Origin of the sequence: Arthrobacter ipis (assembly GCF_014694315.1) — a bacterium.
Classification (GTDB): domain Bacteria; phylum Actinomycetota; class Actinomycetes; order Actinomycetales; family Micrococcaceae; genus Arthrobacter; species Arthrobacter ipis.
The window spans coordinates 1-20,382 of sequence record NZ_JAAOXD010000001.1; the positions used below are offsets into that span (position 1 = coordinate 1).

Genomic DNA, 20,382 nt, shown 5'->3' on the forward strand with positions numbered 1-20,382 from the left:
GGTGCGGCGCATCGGCGCCACGCTGGCGCCGCTCGGCTCGTGCCGCCTCGTGGCCATCGGCCCGGCGACAGCGGCGGAGGCGGAAGCCCTGGGGCTCGTCGTGGCGGCCACGGCCCGGGAGGCCACGCCGGACGGGCTCGTGGCGGCCGTCATCCGGGCCGTTGAAGCCCCCTAAGCATCCAATCATCAACAGCAGGCCCACAGTGAAGGACAGGACATGAGCTTTCCGCAACACCGCCCCCGGCGGCTCCGCACAACCCCCGCCATGCGCAGGCTCACGGCGGAGCACCGGCTTGCCCCGGCAGACCTGATCCTTCCCGCGTTCATCCGCGAGGGGCTGTCGGAGCCCAATCCGATCGCCTCCATGCCGGGCGTCGTGCAGCACACCACCGACACCCTCAAGAGGGCGGCAGCCGAAGCCGTGGAACTGGGCGTCGGCGGCATCATGCTGTTCGGCATTCCCGAGACCCGGGACGCGGAGGGCACCGCCTCGCTGGACCCGGACGGGGTCCTCAACAAGGCCATCCGCGACGTCCGTGCCGAAGTGGGGGACAGCCTCGTGGTGATGAGCGACGTCTGCCTGGACGAATTCACTGACCACGGCCACTGCGGCGTCCTCGACAGCGACGGCTACGTGGACAACGACGCCACGCTGGAGATCTACGCGAAGATGGCGGTGGCCCAGGCCGACGCCGGCGCCCACGTGCTGGGCCCGTCCGGGATGATGGACGGACAGATCGGCGTGATCCGCCAGGCCCTCGAGGACGCCGGGCACGTGAACACCGGCGTGGTGGCTTACGCCGCGAAGTACGCGTCGGCGTTCTACGGGCCGTTCCGGGAAGCGGTGGACTCGCAGCTCAAGGGCGACCGCCGAACCTACCAGATGGACGCCGCCAACCGCCGCGAGGCCATCCAGGAGGTGGAACTGGATCTTGCCGAGGGCGCGGACATGGTGATGGTCAAGCCGGCCATGAGCTACCTCGACATCCTCGCCGACGTCGCCGGGATGAGCCCCGTGCCGGTCGCCGCCTACCAGATCTCGGGGGAGTACGCCATGATCGAGGCCGCCGCCGCCAACGGCTGGATCGACCGGCGTGCCGCCATCACCGAATCGGTCCTTGGCATCCGCCGCGCCGGGGCCAACATGGTCCTCACGTACTGGGCCAGCGAAATCGCCGGCTGGCTCAAGGAATCCTGATGCCGGAGCAAACCCCGGGCCAGACCGCAGAACCGGCCGGGGGACCCACCGCTCCGGTGGGTCCCGGGCAGATCCTGCTGGGCCTGAACACGTTCGGCGACGTCGGAGTCGACGGTGCCGGCGAGCCGAAGCCGCATGCCCAGGTGCTGCGTGAGCTGCTGGACCAGGCGGTCCTGGCTGACGCCGTCGGCCTTCACTCCTTTTGCGTGGGGGAGCACCACCGCCGCGACTTTGCCGTCTCCGCGCCCGAGGTGTTCCTGGCGGCCGCCGCGGCCAGGACCACCAACATCAGGCTCGGTTCGGCCGTGACCGTCCTGAGTTCGGACGACCCCATCCGGGTATTCCAGCGTTTCTCCACCGTGGACGCCCTGTCCGGCGGCCGCGCCGAGGTGATGCTGGGCCGCGGCTCGTTCGTCGAGTCCTTTCCGCTGTTCGGACTGGACCTGGCGGACTACGAGGTGCTGTTCGAGGAGAAGCTCGAGCTGTTCGACAGGGTGCGGGCGCAAAAGCCGGTCCACTGGGAAGGGCGCACCCGGCCTTCCCTTGCCGGGCTGAGCGTGTATCCGCCGCTGGAGAACCACCTGCTGCCGGCCTGGATCGGCGTGGGCGGCACCCCTGAGTCCGTCCTGCGCTGCGCGGAGTACGGCTACCCGATCATCTTTGCCATCATCGGCGGCCAGCCCCGTGCCTTCGCCCCACTGGTTGACCTGTACCGCGAGGCGATGGCCAAGTACGGCCAGCCCATGCAGCAGATCGCCACCCACTCGCCCGGCCACATCGCCGACACCGATGAGGCGGCCCGCGAGGAGCTCTTTCCGCACTGGCTTGCCCAGCGCAACAGGATCGGTGCCGAGCGGGGCTGGGGCCCGGGAAACCGGCGGGAATTCGACGCCATGTGCGGGCCCGAGGGCGCCCTGTACGTCGGCTCACCGGAGACGGTGGCGCAGAAGATCGCGCTGCTCAAGCGGAGCCTCGGCGTCGACCGCTTCGACCTGAAATACGGCAACGGCACGCTGCCGCACGAATCCATGATGCGCTGCATCGAACTCTTCGGCACCGTGGTGGCACCGCGGGTGGCCGAGCTTCTGTCCGGCGACATTAATGACTCCAAGGACACTGTCCGGTGACCCTCCCGCTGACTGAAAGAATGGGAACCATGACTTCCAGTACTCCTCGCAACGAGGAACTTTTCGACCGCGCCCGCCAGCTGATGCCCGGCGGCGTGAACTCCCCGGTCCGCGCCTTCGGTTCCGTTGGCGGCACGCCCCGCTTCATGGTGGCGGCCAAGGGCCCGTACCTGACCGATGCCGACGGCAAGGACTACGTGGACCTGGTCTGCTCCTGGGGCCCGGCCCTGCTGGGGCACGCCCACCCTGCCGTCCTCGATGCCGTGCATGCCGCGGTGGACCGCGGACTCTCCTTCGGTGCCTCGACCCCCGATGAGGCCAACCTGGCGGCCATCGTCAAGGAACGCGTTTCCGCCGTTGAACGGCTGCGCATGGTTTCCACCGGCACGGAAGCCACCATGACGGCCATCCGGCTGGCCAGGGGCTTCACCGGCCGCAACCTGGTGATCAAGTTTGCCGGCTGCTACCACGGCCACCTCGACGGGCTGCTCGCGTCCGCAGGCTCCGGCGTGGCCACTCTCGCGCTGCCCGGCTCCGCCGGTGTCACGGCCGCCACCGCCGCCGAGACCCTGGTGCTGCCCTACAACGACCTCGCCGCCGTCGAGGCCGCCTTCGCCGAGCACGGCCCCAACATTGCCGCCGTCATCACCGAGGCCGCACCCGCCAACATGGGCGTGGTCACGCCGGCCGAGGGCTTCAATGCGGGCCTCTCCCGGATCACTACCGCCCACGGCGCCCTGCTGATCGTCGACGAGGTCCTGACCGGCTTCCGCACCGGCTACTCCGGCTACTGGGGCCTCACCGGCGGCGCCGCCGACGCGACGGAGAAGTGGACCCCCGACCTGCTGACGTTCGGCAAGGTGATCGGCGGGGGCATGCCGACGGCGGCCCTCGGCGGACGTGCCGACGTCATGGACTACCTCGCCCCGCTTGGTCCCGTTTACCAGGCGGGAACCCTGTCCGGTAACCCGGTGGCCATGGCGGCCGGCGTTGCCACCCTGACCCACGCCACCCGTGAGGTGTACTCGTTCGTGGACGCGCGGTCGCTGGAACTGTCCGGCGCCCTGTCTTCGGCCCTGGCTGCGGCCGGCGTGGACCACTCCATCCAGCGGGCGGGCAACCTGTTCTCGGTGGCCTTCGGTACGTCCGAGCAGGGGGTCCACAACTACAGCGACGCACTGAAGCAGGAGTCGTTCCGCTACGCGCCCTTCTTCCACTCCATGCTGGATTCGGGCGTCTACCTGCCGCCGTCCGTCTTCGAGGCCTGGTTCCTGTCCGCGGCGCACGACGACGCCGCCATGAACCGGATCTTCGAGGCATTGCCCGCCGCCGCTGAGGCGGCCGCCGCAGCGAAGGCTTAAGCCGCCGTCGGACTTGTTCCCTGATTAAACAACTCTGGCACCCGCCGCGGCGGGTGCCAGAGTTGTTTTGGTTCTCGGTGTCCTGTTGGCCTAGAAGGCTACGGTCACGTCACCGTTGGGCCATTCCTTCTGGATAAAGGCCTTGACCTCCGCGGAGTGCAGGAGCTCGTCCAGCTTCTTGATGCGCGGGTCGTCCTTGGACTCCGAGCGCCAGGCCAGGAAGTTGGCGTAGGGGTTGTTTTTGGTCGATTCCACGGCCAGGGCATCGGTGGTGCTGAGCCCGGCCTTGAGGATGAAGTTGCCGTTGATCAGGGCCAGGTCCACGGAGGGATCCTTCAGGTCGTTGATCAGCAGTTCAGGCTGGTTCTCGGAAAACTTCAGCTTTTTCGGGTTCTGGGAATCTGTCAGGCTGATGACGGAGGTGTCATCCTTGATGTCCTTGACCAGGCCGGCCTTTTCCAGCACCCGGAGCGCGCGGACCTGGTTGGAGGGATCGTTGGTGATGGCGATCTTGGCGCCGTCCTTGATCTCGCTGATGTTCTTGACCTTCTCGGAGAAGGCGGCGTACGGCTCGATGTGGACGCCGGCGCCGTGGCCAAAGTCGTAGCCCTTGGTCTTGACCTGGTCCTCGAACCACGGCAGGTGCTGGTAGTAGTTGGCATCCAGCGAGCCGTCGCTCAGCGCCGTGTTGGGCGTCTGGTAGTCCTCGATCTCCTTGATGTCCAGCTTGAGGCCGGCCTTCGGGGCGAGGTCCTGGTTGAGGAACTCAAGGATCTTTGCCTGCGGAACGGGGCTGGCGCCGACGGTGAGGGTGACGGGCTTGGCCGGGTCAAGAGCCTGGCTCGACTCAGCGCTGGGGGCGGAGGAACCGCCGCACCCGGTCAGTGCCAGGGCCGCGGCGATGCCGGTGGCGAGGAGGGTGAGTGATTTACGCATGGGATGCGTTCCTTTCGAAATAACCTGGATCCCGACGGCGGCGCCGGGGAGATCCAATTCAGGTGCAGTGAGCGGCTACTCGCTGCCGTGAAGACTTTTAGCGGTGGTCCAGGCTGCGGGAGATCCATTCGCCCGTGAGCTGGATGAGCTGGACGAGGACAATGATCAGCACGATGGTGACGATCATGACCGTGACGTCGAAGCGCTGGAAGCCGTAGTTGTAGGCGAGCTTGCCCAGTCCGCCGCCGCCGACGAGGCCGGCCATGGCGCTGTAGCCCACCAGGGTCACAACAGTGGTGGTCGCGGCTGCAACGAGCGCGGGCAGGGATTCGGGCAGCATCACCTTGCTGATGACCTGCATCCGGGTGGAGCCCATCACCTGGGCAGCGTCGATCTTGCCGTGGTGGACGTCGCGAAGGCAGGCCTCCACCAGGCGGGCGAAGAACGGAATGGTTCCGATGGAAAGCGAAACAGAGGCCGCCACCGGTCCGAGGCTGGTCCCCACGAGGAGCCTGGCGAGCGGGATCAGGGCCACCATCAGGATCGCAAAGGGGATGGATCGGGTGATGTTCACGACGATGTCGCTGACGATCCGGTTGACCACCGGCAGGGGCCGCAGCCCGCCGGGAACGGTGACGTGCAGGAAGACGCCGAGCGGCAGTCCGATCAGCACGGTGAAGAAGGCAGAGATTCCCACCATCTGGAGGGTCTCGACGATGGCCTCCGGCAGTGCCTTGGCCAGGACAGGGTTGCTGAAGATCTCGTTCACTTGGAGTCTCCCGTCTCGGCGGCGAAGTCAGTGTCCGCCGGGGCGAATTCAGCCAGTTCCGCCTCGTTGGCGATGGAACCGGCCAGCTTGACGCTGATGCCTCGGCTGCGGAGGTAGCCCAGGACGGCGTCGCAGTCGGCGTCGTCGCCCAGCTGGACCCGCAGGTGGCCGAACTGCTGGCCGCCGAGGGTTTCGACGCTGCCGGCAAGAACGTTCAGGTCAATGTCGAAATGACGTGCCACTCCCGTGAGCACTGGCTCCTTGGCGCCGTCGCCGGAGAAGAGGATTTCCAGTACCGGCCCGGCCTGGAGCGCACCCTTGATGGGTTCCGACGCCGGCAGGGGCAGAAGTGCACGCGCCAGCTTGCTGTCCAGGTCCGAGGCGACCTCGGCGAGCGGGCCTGACTCGATGACACGCCCCTTGGACAGCAGGGACACGGACCCGCAGACGCGCTTCACCACGTGCATCTCGTGGGTGATGATGAGCACCGTGAGCTGCAGGCGGCGGGTCAGGTCCTGGATCAGGTCGAGGATTTCATCGGTGGTGGCGGGATCCAGTGCGGACGTGGGCTCGTCGCACAGCAGGACGTCCGGGTCCGATGCCAGGGCGCGGGCGATGCCAACGCGCTGGCGCTGTCCGCCGGAAAGCTGGGAGGGGTAGGCATTCTCGAAGCCTTCGAGGCCCACAAGCTTCAGCAGCTCGGCGACCTTGGCCCGGATCTTGTCCTTCGGCGCCTTGACCAGTTCCATGGGGTGGGCCACGTTTCCGGCGGCCGTGCGCGAATCCATGAGGTTCGCGTGCTGGAAGACCATGCCGATGCGGCGGCGGGCGGCGCGGATTTCCGAGTCCCTGACAGAGCTCAGTTCGGTACCGTCAATGTTGACCGACCCCGACGTCGGGCGGTCCAGCAATGTCAGGCAGCGCACCAGGGTGGACTTGCCCGCTCCGGAATGGCCGATAATGCCGTGGATGGAGCCTTTAGGGACAGAAAGCGATACCCCGTCTAGGGCCACCACTTCCTTTTTCCCCTGACGGTAGACCTTGCGCAGGTCGGTGACTGTGATCATTTATCCTCAGGAGGTAGGACTTGGGCAGGGCATAGCACAAGCAGGGTTCTGAACTAAATTATGTCAGCGCAGGGAAATGCCAGCCACTTCCGAACATCGTTCGGCCCTGGCCGCCCTGGTTGCACTATTGACTACTGTTCGCGCCTGCGGACCGCGTGAATGGCGGCCCACAACGGACTTCCTGAATCAGGAGGGCGGCGAGACGGCTTCCCTGGCTTTTGCCGGGTGCTGTGATCTTGGTCCCAGCGGCTTCCGTTCTGTTCCAGCCGTGCTTTTCGGGCTTACGGCCGCCTGGATCTAGAAGCCGCCGCGGCTGGCGTCCTCCGGCGGCAGGACCGGCCAGTCGCCCTCGATGACGGCCGCGGGTTTGGTCTTGCGGAGGTACTGCTGGAAGTCGGCGGCCTGGCTCACGGCCCAGTCCACCTGGAGCTGGTGCAGCTGGCTGGCCGGCATGTTCAGCTTGGGGAACTTGCCGGCCATGGCATCGAGCATGCGCAGCGTTGCCAAGGCGTCCGCGGCCGATGTGTGGGCGTTTTCCAGGTCCACGCCGTACTCCTCGCACAGGGCGGTCAGCGTCCGCTTGCCCTTCCGGTACCGGTCCACCTGCTTGTTCATGATGTACGGGTCCAGGACGGGGAACCGGCTCAGCTGCGGCACGCCGTAGCGGGCCGACTCGGCGGCCAGGACGGTGAAGTCGTAGCTGGCGTTGAACGCGATCACCGGGACGTCGTCATCGAAAAGCCCCTGGAGCACGGCAGCGACTTCCTTGGTGACCTCAGCCGCAGGCCGGCCATGGCTGCGCGCGTGTTCGGTCGTGATCCCGTGGACCTCGCTGGCCTCCGCCGGAATCTCAACGCCCGGATCAGCCAGCCACTCATGCTCCCGAATCACGTTCCCGGAACTGTCGACCACGGTGACAGATGCCGTCACGATCCTGGCGGCACGGGAGTTGCGTCCCGTGGTTTCGAGGTCGAACGCGGCCCGGGGGAGAGTGTTCCAAGTGCTCATGGCTCCAAATTACCCGGAGGCACCGACAGTCAAGGTCCTTGCCCCGCGCGTGTCCGGCAGGGTGTGGGAAGACACGCTGTGGGAAGAGGCACACGGCGCCCGTCCTGGCGGCCGCTGATGCGTGCCGGCCGATAGTCTGAGGGCATGCGGGCGGAGTACGTGGAGGCGGTTTTGGCGGTGGTTGACCTCATTCCGGCCGGTTCGGCGGTGGCTTATGGCGACGTCGCTGAGCTTCTTGGCGCCGGAGGGCCGCGGCAGGTGGGGTCAGTGCTGAGCCATTACGGCAGCGGTGCGCCATGGTGGCGGGTGCTGCGGGCCAGCGGACTGGCCCCGGACGGCCACGAGTCCGAGGCCCTCAACCACTACCTGCAGGAGGGCACGCCCCTGCGCGGGGACTATCGCGAGTTTGCGAGGACGGGCGAAGGACGGTGGCGCGTGGATCTGACCGCCGCGCGGTGGTCGCCGACGGACGCCGACTTCGATGCCCTGGACGTGGTTGCCGAGCGGCTGGAAGCGTCGCTGCGAAAATTGTCAGTCCCGGGTGATGGAATGTCTGTGTGACCGCAACACTCGACCAGACTTCAGCCGATCAGACTTCAGCCGATCAGGCATCCGCACCCACTTCGGAGCGGGGCCACGCGGACTCTTTCTCCGCCGCCCCGCTTCGCCCTGCGGGTCTTCGTTTGCTGCCCCCTCGCCAGGTGCACTCCCGCGTTCCGGTCCTCACAGCGGACCAGCGGGCCGCCGTCGAAGTGCCCCGGGGAGCTGGCCCCGTACTGGTCCCCGGAGCGCCCGGCACCGGCAAATCCACCGTGCTCATCGAAGCGGCAATCCGCCGGGTGGAGGCGGAAGGGGTGGACCCCGAGCGGATCCTCGTACTCGCCCCCGGACGCCTTGCGGCCGACACCCTGCGGGACCGGTTTACTGCCAGGCTGAACCGGAGCCTGAGCACCACCCCGGCCCGCACCTGGGCGGCGTATGCCTTTGACCTCATCCGCCGTGCCAAGGCAGAAGGGCTCCTGCCGCTGTCGAAGGCGCCGCGGCTCCTGTCGGGCCCCGAGCAGGACCTCATCATCAAGGAACTGCTGGAGGGTCACGCCCTGCCGGGCCTCGGGCTGCCCTGGCCCGATGATCTCACGGCCGCCCTGCCTACGCGCGGGTTCCGGCACGAGGTCCGCCAGCTCTTCGACCGGATCACAGAGACGGGCCGCACCGCCGAGGACCTCGCCGGCCTGGGCCACGCCTGCGGACGGCCGGACTGGATCGCCGCTGCAGCACTGTATGCCGAGTACCGCGATGTCCTCGACCTCCGCATGCCGGAGGCGTTCGATCCCGCGGGCATCATCACCGCAGCCCGCCAGCTCTTTCAGGACTTCCCGGACTTCCTTGCGGCCGAACGCGACCGTCTCCAGCTGATTCTTGTGGACGACATCCAGGAGGCCAATCCCGCCGTCTTCGAACTCCTGGCCGATGTGGCCGCCGGCAAGGATGTCTACGTGACGTCCGCACCGGACACTGTGGTGCAGGGGTTCCGCGGAGCGCGGCCGGACCTCGTGGCCGAGCTCCCGGGCCTGCTCGGCGGCGAGGAACGGACGGCCATTGAGACGCCGCTTTCCTGTGCCCACCGCCATCAGCCGGCGGTGGCCCGGGCCTGGCTAGGGGTGGCGGACCGGATTTCCCTCCGGGCCGGCGGCCAGCTCGCCCGCCGTCTGGACCCGGTTGGCTCCGACCATGCTGACAATGCCGGAGAACCGGGTGACGCCACCCCGCCGTCAGGCGGCACCGTGGAAGCACATCTTCTGCCCTCGGCTGTGCATGAGCAGCGATACGTGGCCCAAAGAATTCTCGAGGCGCACCTCAGGGACGGGCGGTCGTTCGAGGACATTGCCGTCATTGTCCGGAACGGCGGCCAACTGAGCCAGCTGCAGCGCTACCTTTCCGGCCAGGGCATTCCGGTGCGGATTCCGGTGGCGGAATCCGCCGTGCGCGATGAAGTGGCCGTCCGTCCGCTGCTCGACGCCTACGCGGTGGCCCTGGATCCGGAAATCCTCACGCCGGAGTCCGCTGTGTCGTTGCTGACATCCCGTATCGGAGGGGCGACGTCCCTCGAACTGCGCCGGCTCCGCCAGTCGCTGCGGCGGGAGGAGCTGCTCGGCGGGGGCGGCCGCTCCAGCGATTCCCTGCTCGTGGAGGCGCTCCTTGAACCCGGCGCGCTCGGCTCACTCGGCATCGAGGGCCGCTCGGCCCGCAGGGTCGCGCGGATGATCCAGGCCGGGCGGAAGGCCGTTGCCGAACCCGGGTCCAACGCAGAGACAGTGCTGTGGGCCCTCTGGCACTCCACCGGCCTCGCGGCGGCATGGACGGCCGCCGCCCTTGCAGGCGGGCTGGTCGGAGCCCGGGCTGACCGGGACCTGGACGCCATGATGTCGCTGTTCCACACGGCCGAGCGCTACGTGGACCAGATGCCCGGATCCGGCCCCGAGCAGTTCCTCGAATACCTGCTCAACCAGGAACTGCCCATGGACACCCTGGCGGCGCGGGCCCAGGTCGACGACGCCGTCGAGCTCATGACCCCTGCCAGCGCCGCCGGCCGGGAATGGCCGTTCGTCATTGTCGCCGGCCTGCAGGAAGGCGTCTGGCCCAATACCCGCCTTCGCGGCGAGCTCCTTGGCAGCACACTGTTCGCCGACGCCGTCGAACATGGCGTGGAGTATGCGCTCCAGCTCGGCCCGCTGAGCCGGCTGCGGGAGATCCGCTACGACGAACTCCGCAGCTTTTCCACGGCGGTATCCCGGGCCAAGGACGTGCTGCTGTGCACCGCCGTGTCGTCGGAAGATGAGCAGCCGTCCTCCTTCCTGGACTACGTCGCGCCGCTGCTGCCGGACCAGGAGGGGCGCGGCTACACCCCCGTGGAACGGCCCCTGACGCTGCGAGCGCTCGTGGCCGAACTCCGCCAGCACGCCCAGCTGGACGGCCGGCTGGCCGCAGAGGCGGACGAGGCCGTTCGTGTCCTGGCCCGGCTTGCCACGGCGGAGCCGCCAGTTCCCGGAGCCCATCCGGACACCTGGTGGGGGCTGGCCCCGCTCACGTCCGTGGACCGTGTTGTGCCTCCTGGCGGGACCGTCTACGTTTCGCCGTCCAAGGTGGAGTCGGTGCAGCAGTCGCCGCTGGACTGGTTCGTCCAGGCCGCCGGAGGCGAGGCGGCCACGGACTTCGCCCGCAGCCTCGGCACCCTGGTGCACGCCATCGCCCAGGACCTCCCCGATGCCAGCGGAGCTGAATACCTTGCCGAACTCGTCCAGCGTTGGCCGGCCCTGGGCATGAAGGACAACTGGGAAGGCAAACTGGACTTCCGCCGGGCGGAAGCCATGGTCCGGAAACTGGCGCAGTACATCCTGGTCATGCGCAGCGAGGGCCGGCGGCTGGCTGGCGTCGAGCAGGACTTCGAAGTGAGTCTGCCCGAGCCTGGGGCTGTTCCCCGCGGGGATGTTCCCACTGATGAAGGGCCCCGGTCAGCCGTCCTGCGCGGACAGGTAGACCGGCTGGAAATCGATGGCGAGGGGCGGCTGGTGATCGTCGACCTCAAGACGGGCAAACGGCAGCCGGGCAAGGCCGAACTGGGCAGGCACCCGCAGCTGGGCGCCTACCAGGCGGCCGTTCTGGCCGGTGGCTTTGGCGCCACCGCAGCATCCGAGGCCGGGCCCCAGCCCGGCGGCGCCGTGCTGGCCCAGCTGGGCACAACCACCAAGAGCCCGGGCATCCAGCACCAGGATCCGCTGGACCCGGCGGACAACTGGGCCATGGAAATGGTGAACGACGCAGCCGCCGTGATGTCCGGCCACGAATTTGAGGCAAGGCACGATCCCGCCAAGGCCGGTTTCGGCGGCCACGGTTGCCGGCTGCCGGAGGTATGTCCGCTGTGTGCGCGGGGAAAGCAGGTTACCGAATGAGCCGGACGGCGGAGCTGCCCGAGCCCAGGTTCAGTCCCGAAGAGTTGACCGTCCTGCTGGGAGAGAAAAACCTCCCGACGGCGGAACAGTCGGCCATCATCTCCTCGCCGCTGGCGCCCCGGCTGGTTATCGCCGGCGCGGGCTCGGGCAAGACCGCCACTATGGCCGACCGCGTCGTCTGGCTGGTCGCGAACGGTTGGGTCAGGCCGGAGGAAGTCCTCGGTGTCACCTTCACCCGGAAAGCTGCCGGTGAGCTGGCCAGCCGCATCCGCGCCAAGCTCAGTGCGCTGCAGCGGACTGCCATAGGTGACGCCGCCGGCACTGGAAACTCTGGTGGTGCCGTGGCAGGGGCGCTGCTCAGCGCCGATGCGCTGGAGCCGAAGGTTTCCACCTACCACTCGTTTGCCAGCGGCATAGTCTCCGACTACGGCCTGCGGCTCGGGATCGAGCGGGACGTGGTGCTGCTGGGCGGCGCGCAGGCCTGGCAGCTGGCAAGTGAGGTGGTTGAAGCGTTCGACGGCGAGTACTCGCACTTCAGGGTGGCCAAGTCCACCCTCGTCAAAGCCGTCATCCAGCTCGCGGGGGAGTGCGCGGAACACCTCCAGGACCCGGACGGTGTCCAGGGCTGGCTGATGCAGCGGCTGGCCGAGTTCGAGGCCCTGCCGTATGCGGCAGGGGCAAAGAAGAACCCCAGCCAGGCCGCGGGCGAGCTGGGAGCCATGCTCCGGACGAGGGCAAGCGTGGCGGAGCTCGTGGGGCGGTACGCCGAAGCCAAGAGAGCACGCGGAGCCCTGGACTTCGGCGACCTCGTGGCGCTCGCGGCCCGCGTGGCCCGCGAGGTGCCCCTGGCCGCCGAGATGGAGCGCCAGCGCTACAAGGTGGTGCTGCTGGACGAATTCCAGGACACGTCGCACGCCCAGCTGGTGCTGTTCTCCAGGCTCTTCGGGGACGGCCACGCCGTTACGGCCGTGGGTGATCCGAACCAGTCCATCTACGGCTTCCGCGGGGCGTCCGCCGGGCAGCTGTTCCACTTCGTCAACGAGTTTCCGGTCTGCGAGGACGGCCCGTCAGGGACGGCGTCCCGGCGTCCTGCCCCCGTTTCATACCTGACCACCGCCTGGCGGAACGGCCGCAACATCCTGGCCGCCGCCAACCTGATCTCGGCGCCGCTCAGCGCCGCCGCGGCCCAGGCCGGACCTGCTGGGCAGCGTTCCTCCAGCGCGGCCGTGGAAGTGCCTGCGCTGCGGCCCAGCCCCGCTGCGGTGCAGGGCCGGGTGGTGATCGGCCGTTTTGCCACCGATGAAGATGAAGCAGCGGCGATCGCCAAGGATCTCCTGAGGTTCCGTGCCACGGATTTCGACGGTTCCTCCTCGGAACCGCGTGTCCAGCCGGCCATGGCAGTCCTGTGCCGCAGGCGCGCGCAGATGGAATGCCTCCGCAAGGAGTTCGAGGCCACTGGGATCCCTTATGAAATTGTGGGCCTCGGGGGCCTGCTGGACACTCCCGAAATTGTGGACCTGGTGTCCACATTGCGGGTCCTGGCCGACCCCGGCCGGTCGGATTCACTGATGCGTCTCCTGGCCGGAGCCCGGTGGCGGATCGGTCCGGCTGACCTCATGGCGTTCCGGGACTGGTCCGCGTTTCTGGCCCGGCGCCGCGGCGTGGCGGATAGCGGCCGCGGCATGGTCGATAGCGGCCGCGGCCCAGGCGGAAACGATCCGTCCGCCCAGGAGGATGCGGAGGCCTCCGACGTCGTTATCGAGGGCGACATTACCGACGCCGCAAGCCTCGTCGAAGCGCTGGACTGGCTGCCCAAGGAAGGGTGGACGTCGGCGCACGGCCGCAGCCTGACCCCTCCTGCACTGGAGCGCCTGCAACGCCTGGGCACGGAGCTGCGGCAGCTTCGGGCGCTGATGGGGGAAGATCTGACCACCCTGCTGGGCGAGGTCGAACGTGCGATGCTGCTGGACATCGAGGTCGCAGCGAGGCCCGGCTTCAGCATTCACCAGGCGCGGCGGAACCTGGATGCGTTCCAGGACGCGGCCGCCGGGTTCCTGCAGACATCGCACCGTGTGGACGTCCTGGCCTTCCTTTCTTGGCTGGAAGCGGCGGCATCGGAGGAGGGCGGCCTGGACGTGCCGCCCGCGGAGGTCAACCACGAGGCCGTGCAGCTGCTGACGGTGCACGCCTCGAAGGGGCTCGAATGGGACGTCGTGTTCGTGCCCGGCCTGAACTCGGGGGCGTTCCCCAGCAGCCGTGACTCGAGGTGGAGCAGCGGCTCCGCGGCCCTGCCCTGGCCTCTGCGCGGGGACCGTGCCGACCTTCCGCAGTGGGATCTGGACCAGCCGGACCAGAAGGGCTGGCTGGACGCCGAGAAGATGTTCAAGGGCGACGTCCAGGCCCACGGGGAGGCTGAGGAACGGAGGCTGGCCTACGTTGCCTACACCCGGGCCAAGCACGTGCTCTGGGTGTCCAGCGGGGCCTGGGTGGGCGGGCGCGGCGGGATGGCGGAGATGTCGCCGTTCCTGGCCGAGCTGGCGCCCCTGGCAGAGCAGGAAACTGCGGAAATCCACCCTGGCTCTGTCGATGAGGAATCCCTGCCCCAGGAAAGTCCCCTGACCCGGGAGCTGGAGGTGGCGGCCTGGCCGTACGATCCGCTGGAAGGACCTGTGGACCCCCGCAGCGGGAACCGTTTGCGGCTAATGCCGGGACGACGGGAAGCGATGGACCGTTCCGCCGGTCGGCTGCTCGCCGAGATCGCCGCGGTCGAAGCCGGTACGCCGGGGCTCCCCGCGGGCCAAGGGCTCCGTCCCCAGGCCGCAGGCTGGGAACGCGAAGCCGCACTCCTTCTGGAACGCCGCTTGAGGCGGGCCCGGAGCCGTGACGTTCATCTGCCCGGGCACATCTCAGCGTCCACTCTGGTGGACCTGGGGGAGGACGCCGAGGCCGTGGTGCAGCGGCTCAGGAGGCCTGTCCCGCGCGAACCGGGGATGTCTGCGCGCAAGGGAACTGCCTTTCATGCCTGGGTGGAAGAGTACTTTGGAACGGCGGGAATGCTGGACCTCGGCGAAGCGCCCGGCTCTGACAACCACATCGACGAGGCCTACGGCCTCGACGACATGGTTGCCACCTTCAAGGACTCACGCTGGGCACACAGATCGCCGGCCTACGTGGAGGTCCCCGTGGAGACCCGGATCGGCGACGTCGTTGTCCGCGGCCGTATTGACGCAGTGTTCCGGGACGCCGACGGCGGCTGGGACCTCGTGGACTGGAAGACCGGACGCCGGCCGTCCGCAGGGCAGCTGAAGACCAAGAGCGTGCAGTTGGCTGTCTACCGGCTGGCCTGGGCCAGGCTTAAAGGCGTTCCGGTGGAGGAGGTCCGGGCTGCCTTCTTCTACGTGGCTGACAACCATGTGGTGCGCCCCCACGACCTCGCGTCAGGCGACGAACTCGAAGGGATCGTGGCTGCCGCCCTCGCCGGTTAGGAAGCGCACCGGTCAGGAAGACTGGCCGGTTGGGATGGACAGGCCGGCCAGGCCGCCCCCGGGAAGGCTAGGTCGTCTTCGCGTCGACCACCGTGAGGGCAACAGTGGAGGTGTCGGCGCCAGAGGGCTTCGGGGCCGGGACGTCGTCCTGGGTCCCGTCTTCCGAACCGGCGGATTCGGCACTGTCAGATGCGCCAGCATCCTCCGCCGCGTCATCATCCGCTGCATCGTGCGAGGCGTCCTGGCCAGACGGCTGGTCGGTGGTGCCCCCGGCGTTCTCCCCGTCAGCCGGGATGGGCGTCACCTCGACGGGGATCGGTGTCACGTCAACAGGGATGGGCGTGACGTGGACGGCGGGCATGGCCTCGGAAACGTCGGTGGCTGCCGGGGCATCCACCAGGCCGGGAGCGGCCGCTGCCTGGCCCGTTGGCGGGGAGTCGGGCTTGGCCGGGGGCAGCGGCTCCACGCTAATGGGCTGGCCGCCGTATTCGGCGATGTCGTCGGCCAGCGTGGAAAGCATGCCTTCAGCCTCGGCGATCATGTCGGCGTCGGCCGCCGCGATGCCCTTGACGAGGTACTGGGCCAGTGCAAACTCCGCCGAGAGCGCGGCGCGGCGCAGCAGGTGGTTGTCCGGCGCGTCGCGGCGTTTCGCGGTGTAGTGCTTGACCACGGCGTCGACGAACTCGTGCTCATTGGATGCCACGAGCCATGCGAGGTCGTCCGCGGGATCGCCGATGCGCAGGTCGGTCCAGCCGGTGACTGCAGTGACGCGGTGGTCCTCGACCAGCAGGTTGTCCTCGTGCAGGTCACCATGCACCACGCAGGGGTTGAACCGCCAAAGCGAGACGTCCTCCATGGCGTGCTCCCAGCGCCGGAGCAGGAGGGCCGGGATCTTGCCCGTGGTGGCGGCCATGTCGAGTTCATTGAGCCTGCGCTGCCGGAACTCGTTCGGGGTGTAACTGGGAAGGTCGGCGTTGCTCACCAGCGCGCGGGGCAGGTCGTGAATGGCTGCCAGCGCGGTGCCGATCTCCTTCGCCAGCTCCTGCGGTCCTGCCGTCAGCTCTTCAACGGTGCGCGTGGTGCCTTGGAGGTGGGAATAAACGAAAGTGGTCAGGTCCTGCTGCCGGACGGTGCCGGCCACGGTCGGCATGAGAAACGGCAGTTCGGCCCGGATGGCGGGCACGAAGGCGCGCAGTACCAGGAACTCGGTCTCCAGCCTGGTGCTTGCTTCCGCGTGCCGGGGTGAGCGGACGCGCCAGCGCTTGCCTTCGGCATCAAGAAGGAGGGCCGAATCAAAGTCTGCCGGGTCATCCGGGGCAGAGCTCACTGCAGTCGGGCTCAGTCCGGGGACTGCCGCGGTGGCCACAGCTGCCAGTTCGATTGGTTCTCTTCTCACGGTTCCACGGTAGATTGAGCGGCGTCCAAGACAACGATGTGTCGCGGCGAGTCTTGAGATCCGCCCAAATATGGGTACCGGGCGGCGAGTGGAAACGCACAGTCCGGGCCTGCCGATGCCCTCCCGAAATGTAAATTGTCACTGCTAGTCAGTACGGTGGATACATGAGTCATGCGGAGGCCGCTGCGCCGGTCGGTCAAGCGGCGGGCGCCACCACGGAAAACCAGCTGCCGGCAGGCCAACTGCCGGCCAACCATCTCTTCGATACCGTGCTGCCGGTTCGGCCCGCAATGGTCAACAGGGGGTCGGTTGAACGGATGAGCCCAGGCCTCATTCCGGACCTGCTTGCCGCGGGAACGGCCAAGGCGATGCTCCTGTCCGGCCGGCACGCGCTGGTGGACGGGGACGCGCTCGTCCTGGCGGAGGCCGGACCACTGCTGGACCGGCTTGAGGGAACGGCGTCCGGCCCGGCGCACGTCATCTATCTCGGCGCGGCCCTCGGCTCGGAGGACCTGCCGGCCGGAACGGGTGTCCTGCTCTTCATTCTGCCGGAACCGGTGGACCCCGGTACTGCCGGCCTGCCCGCCGGCGCCACCTGGGAAGGATTCCGGGACGTCGCCGCGCAACTGGACGCGACGCACACCGCCCTGTTCGTTGAGGCCAGTGCCATTGCCAACTGGCACGCCACCCACACCCACTGCCCCCGGTGCGGCGCCGCCACAAACGTGGAGGCCGGCGGATGGGTCCGGCGGTGCCCGGCCGACAACTCCGAACACTACCCGCGCACGGACCCGGCCATCATCGTCACGGTGGTCGGCCCGGACGGCCGCGTCCTGCTGGGCGGTGGCGGTCCGCTGGACGCGAAGAACTACTCCACGCTGGCAGGATTCGTCGAGCCAGGGGAATCCCTCGAACAGGCCGTCGTCCGGGAAATCCAGGAAGAGGTGGGCGTGCGGGTGAGGGCGTGCCAGTACCTCGGCTCCCAGTCGTGGCCGTTCCCGGCGTCCCTTATGCTCGGCTTTACAGCCGTCACCGACGACACAGAAGCGAAGCCCGACGGCGTCGAGGTCACCAGGGCACGCTGGTTCAGCCGGGAGGAACTCCAGGAGGCAGTGCTCAGCGGCGAAATTACCATTTCCACCAGGCTCTCCATCGCCAGGTCCCTCATCGAGCACTGGTACGGCGGCGTGATCCAGGACCGTCCGGCTGACGACTGACCAGCAGGCCCGGCCGGCAACATGCACACCGTTGACGCCACCATGGCGGACCAGCCCATCCATCCACATGAAGCAAGCAGCAAGAAGTGACGACAGAAAATCCTGATGGCAGCGCCTCCCTGGAGGACCGGATCCTTGGAGGCCTCGACGCGGAGCAGCGGGAAGTGGCCACCACCCTGACCGGCCCGCTCTGCGTGCTCGCCGGAGCCGGCACCGGCAAGACCCGCGCCATCACCCACCGGATCGCCTACGGCGTGCACTCGGGGGTCTACAGTCCGCAGCGGCTGTTGGCGGTCACATTTACGGCACGGGCGGCAGCGGAAATGCGCAGCCGGCTCCGCGATCTTGGGGTTGGGAACGTCCAGGCCAGGACGTTCCACGCTGCCGCGCTGCGGCAGCTCCAGTTTTTCTGGCCGCAGGCGGTGGGCGGAGCGCTGCCCAACTTGCTGGACCACAAAGCACAGATGATCGCCGAGGCCGCCCGGCGGCTTCGGCTGAGCACCGACCGTGCTTCCATCCGAGACCTGGCGTCGGAAATCGAGTGGGCCAAGGTATCCATGCTGACGCCCGCCAACTATCTGGAAAACGCGCAGGACAGGGGCGCGCCGGGAGGCTTTGACCTTACGGCCGTGGCCCGCGTGTTCCAGGCCTACGAGGACGTGAAGACCGACCGCAACGTTATCGACTTCGAGGACGTCCTCCTGATTACTGTGGGCATCCTGCAGGAAGACCCCAAGGTGGCGGCGACGGTCCGGGAACAGTACCGGCACTTCGTGGTGGACGAATACCAGGACGTTTCCCCGTTGCAGCAGCGCCTCCTGGAGCTCTGGCTCGGCGGCCGCAACGAGCTGTGCGTCGTGGGTGACGCCAGCCAGACCATTTACTCGTTCACCGGCGCATCCCCGAAGCACCTCCTCGGGTTCAAGGCCCAGTACCCGGACGCGAACGTGGTCAAGCTGGTCCGGGACTACCGTTCCACTCCGCAGGTGGTCAAGCTGGCCAACGATCTCCTCGCCTCGCGCCGGAGCGGCGGACCGGCGGCCGATGCTGCCTGGGCCGCGCCGCTGAAGCTCGTGGCCCAGCGGGACCCGGGACCCCTGCCCCAATTCACGGAATGCACGGATGACGAGGCCGAGGCTGCAACCGTCGCCGGCAAGATCCGCACACTCCTCGACGACGGCGTGCCGGCGAGTGAGGTCGCTGTCCTGTTCCGCACCAACGGCCAGTCGGAGGCCTACGAGCAGGCTCTGGCGTCGGCCGGGATCGGCTACCAGCTGCGCGGCGGCGAGAGGTTCTTTGCCCGGAAGGAGGTCCGCGACGCGATCCTGCAGCTCCGTGCGGCCACCCGTGCCGTATCCGAGTCCGATCCCCAGCCGCTGGGCCAGCTGGTGCGCGACATCGTCGCGTCGCTGGGTTACACGGACACCGCCCCGCACAGCGGGGGTGCCCTGCGGGAACGCTGGGAATCCCTGGCCGCGCTGGTGGCTCTGGCGGACGAGCTGGCGCAGAACCGGGGGCCGCAGTTCGGCCTGGCTGACTTCGTGAACGAACTTCAGGAACGCTCCGTTGCCCAGCACGCCCCCACCGTCCAAGGGGTCACGCTGGCGTCCCTGCACGCGGCGAAAGGCCTTGAATGGGACGCGGTTTTCCTCGTGGGGCTTAGCGAAGGGCTCATGCCCATCTCCTTCGCGGACGATCCTGCCGCGGTGGACGAGGAACGCCGGCTGCTCTATGTCGGCATCACGCGGGCCCGCGAGCACCTGTCCCTCTCGTGGTCCACCGCCCGGACCCCCGGCGGGCGTGCCAACCGCAAACCGTCCCGCTTTCTCGACGGGCTGCGCCCGGACTCCGTGGCCAGTTCGAGCGCACGGGGGAGGGGACCCGCGCCGCGCCGCAAGGCGGCCGCCCCCGCATCCTGCCGGGTCTGCGGCAGCATGCTGGCCAGCGGAGCCGAACGGAAGGTTGGCCGCTGCAGCCAGTGCCCGCCCAGCTATGAAGAGCAGACGTTCAACGCGCTCCGTGAATGGCGCAAAGAAGTCGCACATTCCGCCGACGTCCCGGCCTTCGTGGTTTTCACCGACGCAACCCTGACTGCCATCGCCGAAGCCCGGCCGTCCTCGCTCGAGGAACTGGCCCGGCTCGCGGGCGTAGGTCCGTCCAAACTCGAGCGGTACGGCGAGGCAGTCCTCGCGGTGCTGACGGAAAGCAGCACATTCTGATGCGCGGAAACCAAGAGACCGGCAGGCCACTGACCACCCATGACGGGGCTCCGGTTGAGATCCGGCGCTCTGCCCGCCGGCGCCGCACGGTCGCAGCCTTCTGGGAGAACGGCACCGCAGTCGTCGCCATCCCCGCCCACTTCAGCCGGGCGCAGGAGGCGGACTGGGTTCACCGGATGCTGGAGAAGCTCCGGACCCAGGGGGAGAAGCGTTCCAGCGGTGCGGGGCGGCGGCCTTCCTCGGACGCGGCGCTGGCCGCGCACGCTGCCCAGCTCTCGGCCAGGTACTTGGGCGGCAGGTCGGCCCCGACATCGGTCCGGTGGGTCAGCAACCAGAACTCCCGCTGGGGTTCAGCCACCCCCTCGGACGGATCCATCCGGCTTTCGGACAAGCTCCGGCCCATGCCGCAGTGGGTCATCGACTACGTGCTGCTGCACGAACTGGCTCACCTGCTGGTGGCAGGCCATAACGCCGCGTTCTGGAAGCTGCTGGAGGCCTACCCCGAAACGGAGCGGGCCAAGGCTTTCCTGGAGGGCGTGTCGTTTGCCACGTCGCGCGCCCTGCCGGCAGGCGAGGCTGAACCGGCTCTCTAAAGACCGCGGGTTGAGCAGGCCCCGCTGGTTGAGCTTGTCGAAACCATTCGACGAGC

General features: G+C 68.2%; 15 protein-coding genes. 10 read left to right on the plus strand and 5 right to left on the minus strand.

Annotated elements, in window-relative coordinates:
- The first annotated feature begins 49 nt into the window (after positions 1–49).
- The 4 genes from G9E11_RS00005 to hemL are packed head-to-tail and all read left to right on the plus strand — an operon-like array spanning position 50 to position 3,686.
- Entirely contained in the window at positions 50–175 is a 126-nt protein-coding gene (locus G9E11_RS00005; protein WP_414635172.1) for a hypothetical protein, read from the plus strand.
- 42 nt (positions 176–217) lie between these two features.
- Entirely contained in the window at positions 218–1,198 is a 981-nt protein-coding gene (gene hemB / locus G9E11_RS00010) for a porphobilinogen synthase (protein WP_190601858.1), read from the plus strand.
- Positions 1,198–2,325 carry an LLM class flavin-dependent oxidoreductase gene (locus G9E11_RS00015; RefSeq protein ID WP_190601860.1) on the plus strand — a complete coding sequence of 376 codons (1,128 nt, stop codon included), beginning with the start codon at positions 1,198–1,200 and terminating at the stop codon, positions 2,323–2,325. Before hemB ends, G9E11_RS00015 begins: the two co-directional genes overlap by 1 nt.
- A gap of 29 nt (positions 2,326–2,354) precedes the next feature.
- Positions 2,355–3,686, plus strand: coding sequence for a glutamate-1-semialdehyde 2,1-aminomutase (gene hemL, locus G9E11_RS00020; RefSeq protein WP_190601862.1), 1,332 nt, complete (start codon positions 2,355–2,357; stop codon positions 3,684–3,686).
- 90 nt (positions 3,687–3,776) lie between these two features.
- On the opposite strand, the gene G9E11_RS00025 is transcribed toward hemL, so the two are convergent.
- The 4 genes from G9E11_RS00025 to G9E11_RS00040 all read right to left on the minus strand — a co-directional run bounded on the left by G9E11_RS00025 (position 3,777) and on the right by G9E11_RS00040 (position 7,466).
- Positions 3,777–4,622, minus strand: coding sequence for a MetQ/NlpA family ABC transporter substrate-binding protein (locus tag G9E11_RS00025; RefSeq protein WP_190601864.1), 846 nt, complete (start codon positions 4,620–4,622; stop codon positions 3,777–3,779).
- A 97-nt stretch (positions 4,623–4,719) separates the two neighbouring features.
- Positions 4,720–5,391 (minus strand): methionine ABC transporter permease, encoded by a 672-nt coding sequence (locus G9E11_RS00030; RefSeq protein ID WP_190601865.1) that lies wholly within the window; start codon positions 5,389–5,391, stop codon positions 4,720–4,722.
- Positions 5,388–6,458: a methionine ABC transporter ATP-binding protein gene (locus G9E11_RS00035; protein WP_190601866.1), complete on the minus strand. Its 1,071-nt coding sequence runs from the start codon at positions 6,456–6,458 to the stop codon at positions 5,388–5,390. The genes G9E11_RS00030 and G9E11_RS00035 overlap by 4 nt, the downstream gene beginning before the upstream one ends.
- 297 nt (positions 6,459–6,755) lie before the next feature.
- On the minus strand, positions 6,756–7,466 hold the full coding sequence (locus tag G9E11_RS00040; protein WP_190601867.1) for a 3'-5' exonuclease: 711 nt from the start codon (positions 7,464–7,466) through the stop codon (positions 6,756–6,758).
- Positions 7,467–7,610: 144 nt separating this feature from the next.
- Between G9E11_RS00040 and G9E11_RS00045 the strand changes: the two genes are divergently transcribed.
- The 3 genes from G9E11_RS00045 (at position 7,611) to G9E11_RS00055 (ending at position 14,901) form a co-directional block, all read left to right on the plus strand.
- A complete protein-coding gene (locus G9E11_RS00045) occupies positions 7,611–8,027 on the plus strand; it encodes an MGMT family protein (RefSeq protein WP_190601868.1) in 417 nt (138 codons plus the stop codon).
- 140 nt (positions 8,028–8,167) lie between these two features.
- Complete coding sequence (locus G9E11_RS00050; RefSeq protein ID WP_311764268.1) at positions 8,168–11,416, plus strand: ATP-dependent helicase; 3,249 nt, start codon at positions 8,168–8,170, stop codon at positions 11,414–11,416.
- Complete coding sequence (locus tag G9E11_RS00055) at positions 11,413–14,901, plus strand: ATP-dependent helicase (RefSeq protein WP_190601869.1); 3,489 nt, start codon at positions 11,413–11,415, stop codon at positions 14,899–14,901. The genes G9E11_RS00050 and G9E11_RS00055 overlap by 4 nt, the downstream gene beginning before the upstream one ends.
- Before the next feature lie 67 nt (positions 14,902–14,968).
- Here the strand turns inward: G9E11_RS00055 and G9E11_RS00060 are convergent, their stop codons facing one another.
- The gene (locus G9E11_RS00060; RefSeq protein WP_311764269.1) at positions 14,969–16,297 is read right to left on the minus strand and encodes a macrolide 2'-phosphotransferase; all 1,329 of its coding nucleotides are present in this window, start codon (positions 16,295–16,297) and stop codon (positions 14,969–14,971) included.
- A 164-nt stretch (positions 16,298–16,461) separates the two neighbouring features.
- Here G9E11_RS00060 and nudC point away from each other — a divergent pair, with 164 nt between their 5' ends.
- The 3 genes from nudC (at position 16,462) to G9E11_RS00075 (ending at position 20,326) form a co-directional block, all read left to right on the plus strand.
- The gene (gene nudC / locus G9E11_RS00065; protein ID WP_190601870.1) at positions 16,462–17,514 is read left to right on the plus strand and encodes an NAD(+) diphosphatase; all 1,053 of its coding nucleotides are present in this window, start codon (positions 16,462–16,464) and stop codon (positions 17,512–17,514) included.
- A gap of 86 nt (positions 17,515–17,600) precedes the next feature.
- A complete protein-coding gene (locus G9E11_RS00070; RefSeq protein WP_190601871.1) occupies positions 17,601–19,733 on the plus strand; it encodes an ATP-dependent DNA helicase UvrD2 in 2,133 nt (710 codons plus the stop codon).
- Entirely contained in the window at positions 19,733–20,326 is a 594-nt protein-coding gene (locus tag G9E11_RS00075) for a M48 metallopeptidase family protein (protein WP_190601872.1), read from the plus strand. The genes G9E11_RS00070 and G9E11_RS00075 overlap by 1 nt, the downstream gene beginning before the upstream one ends.
- The last annotated feature ends 56 nt before the right edge of the window (positions 20,327–20,382 follow it).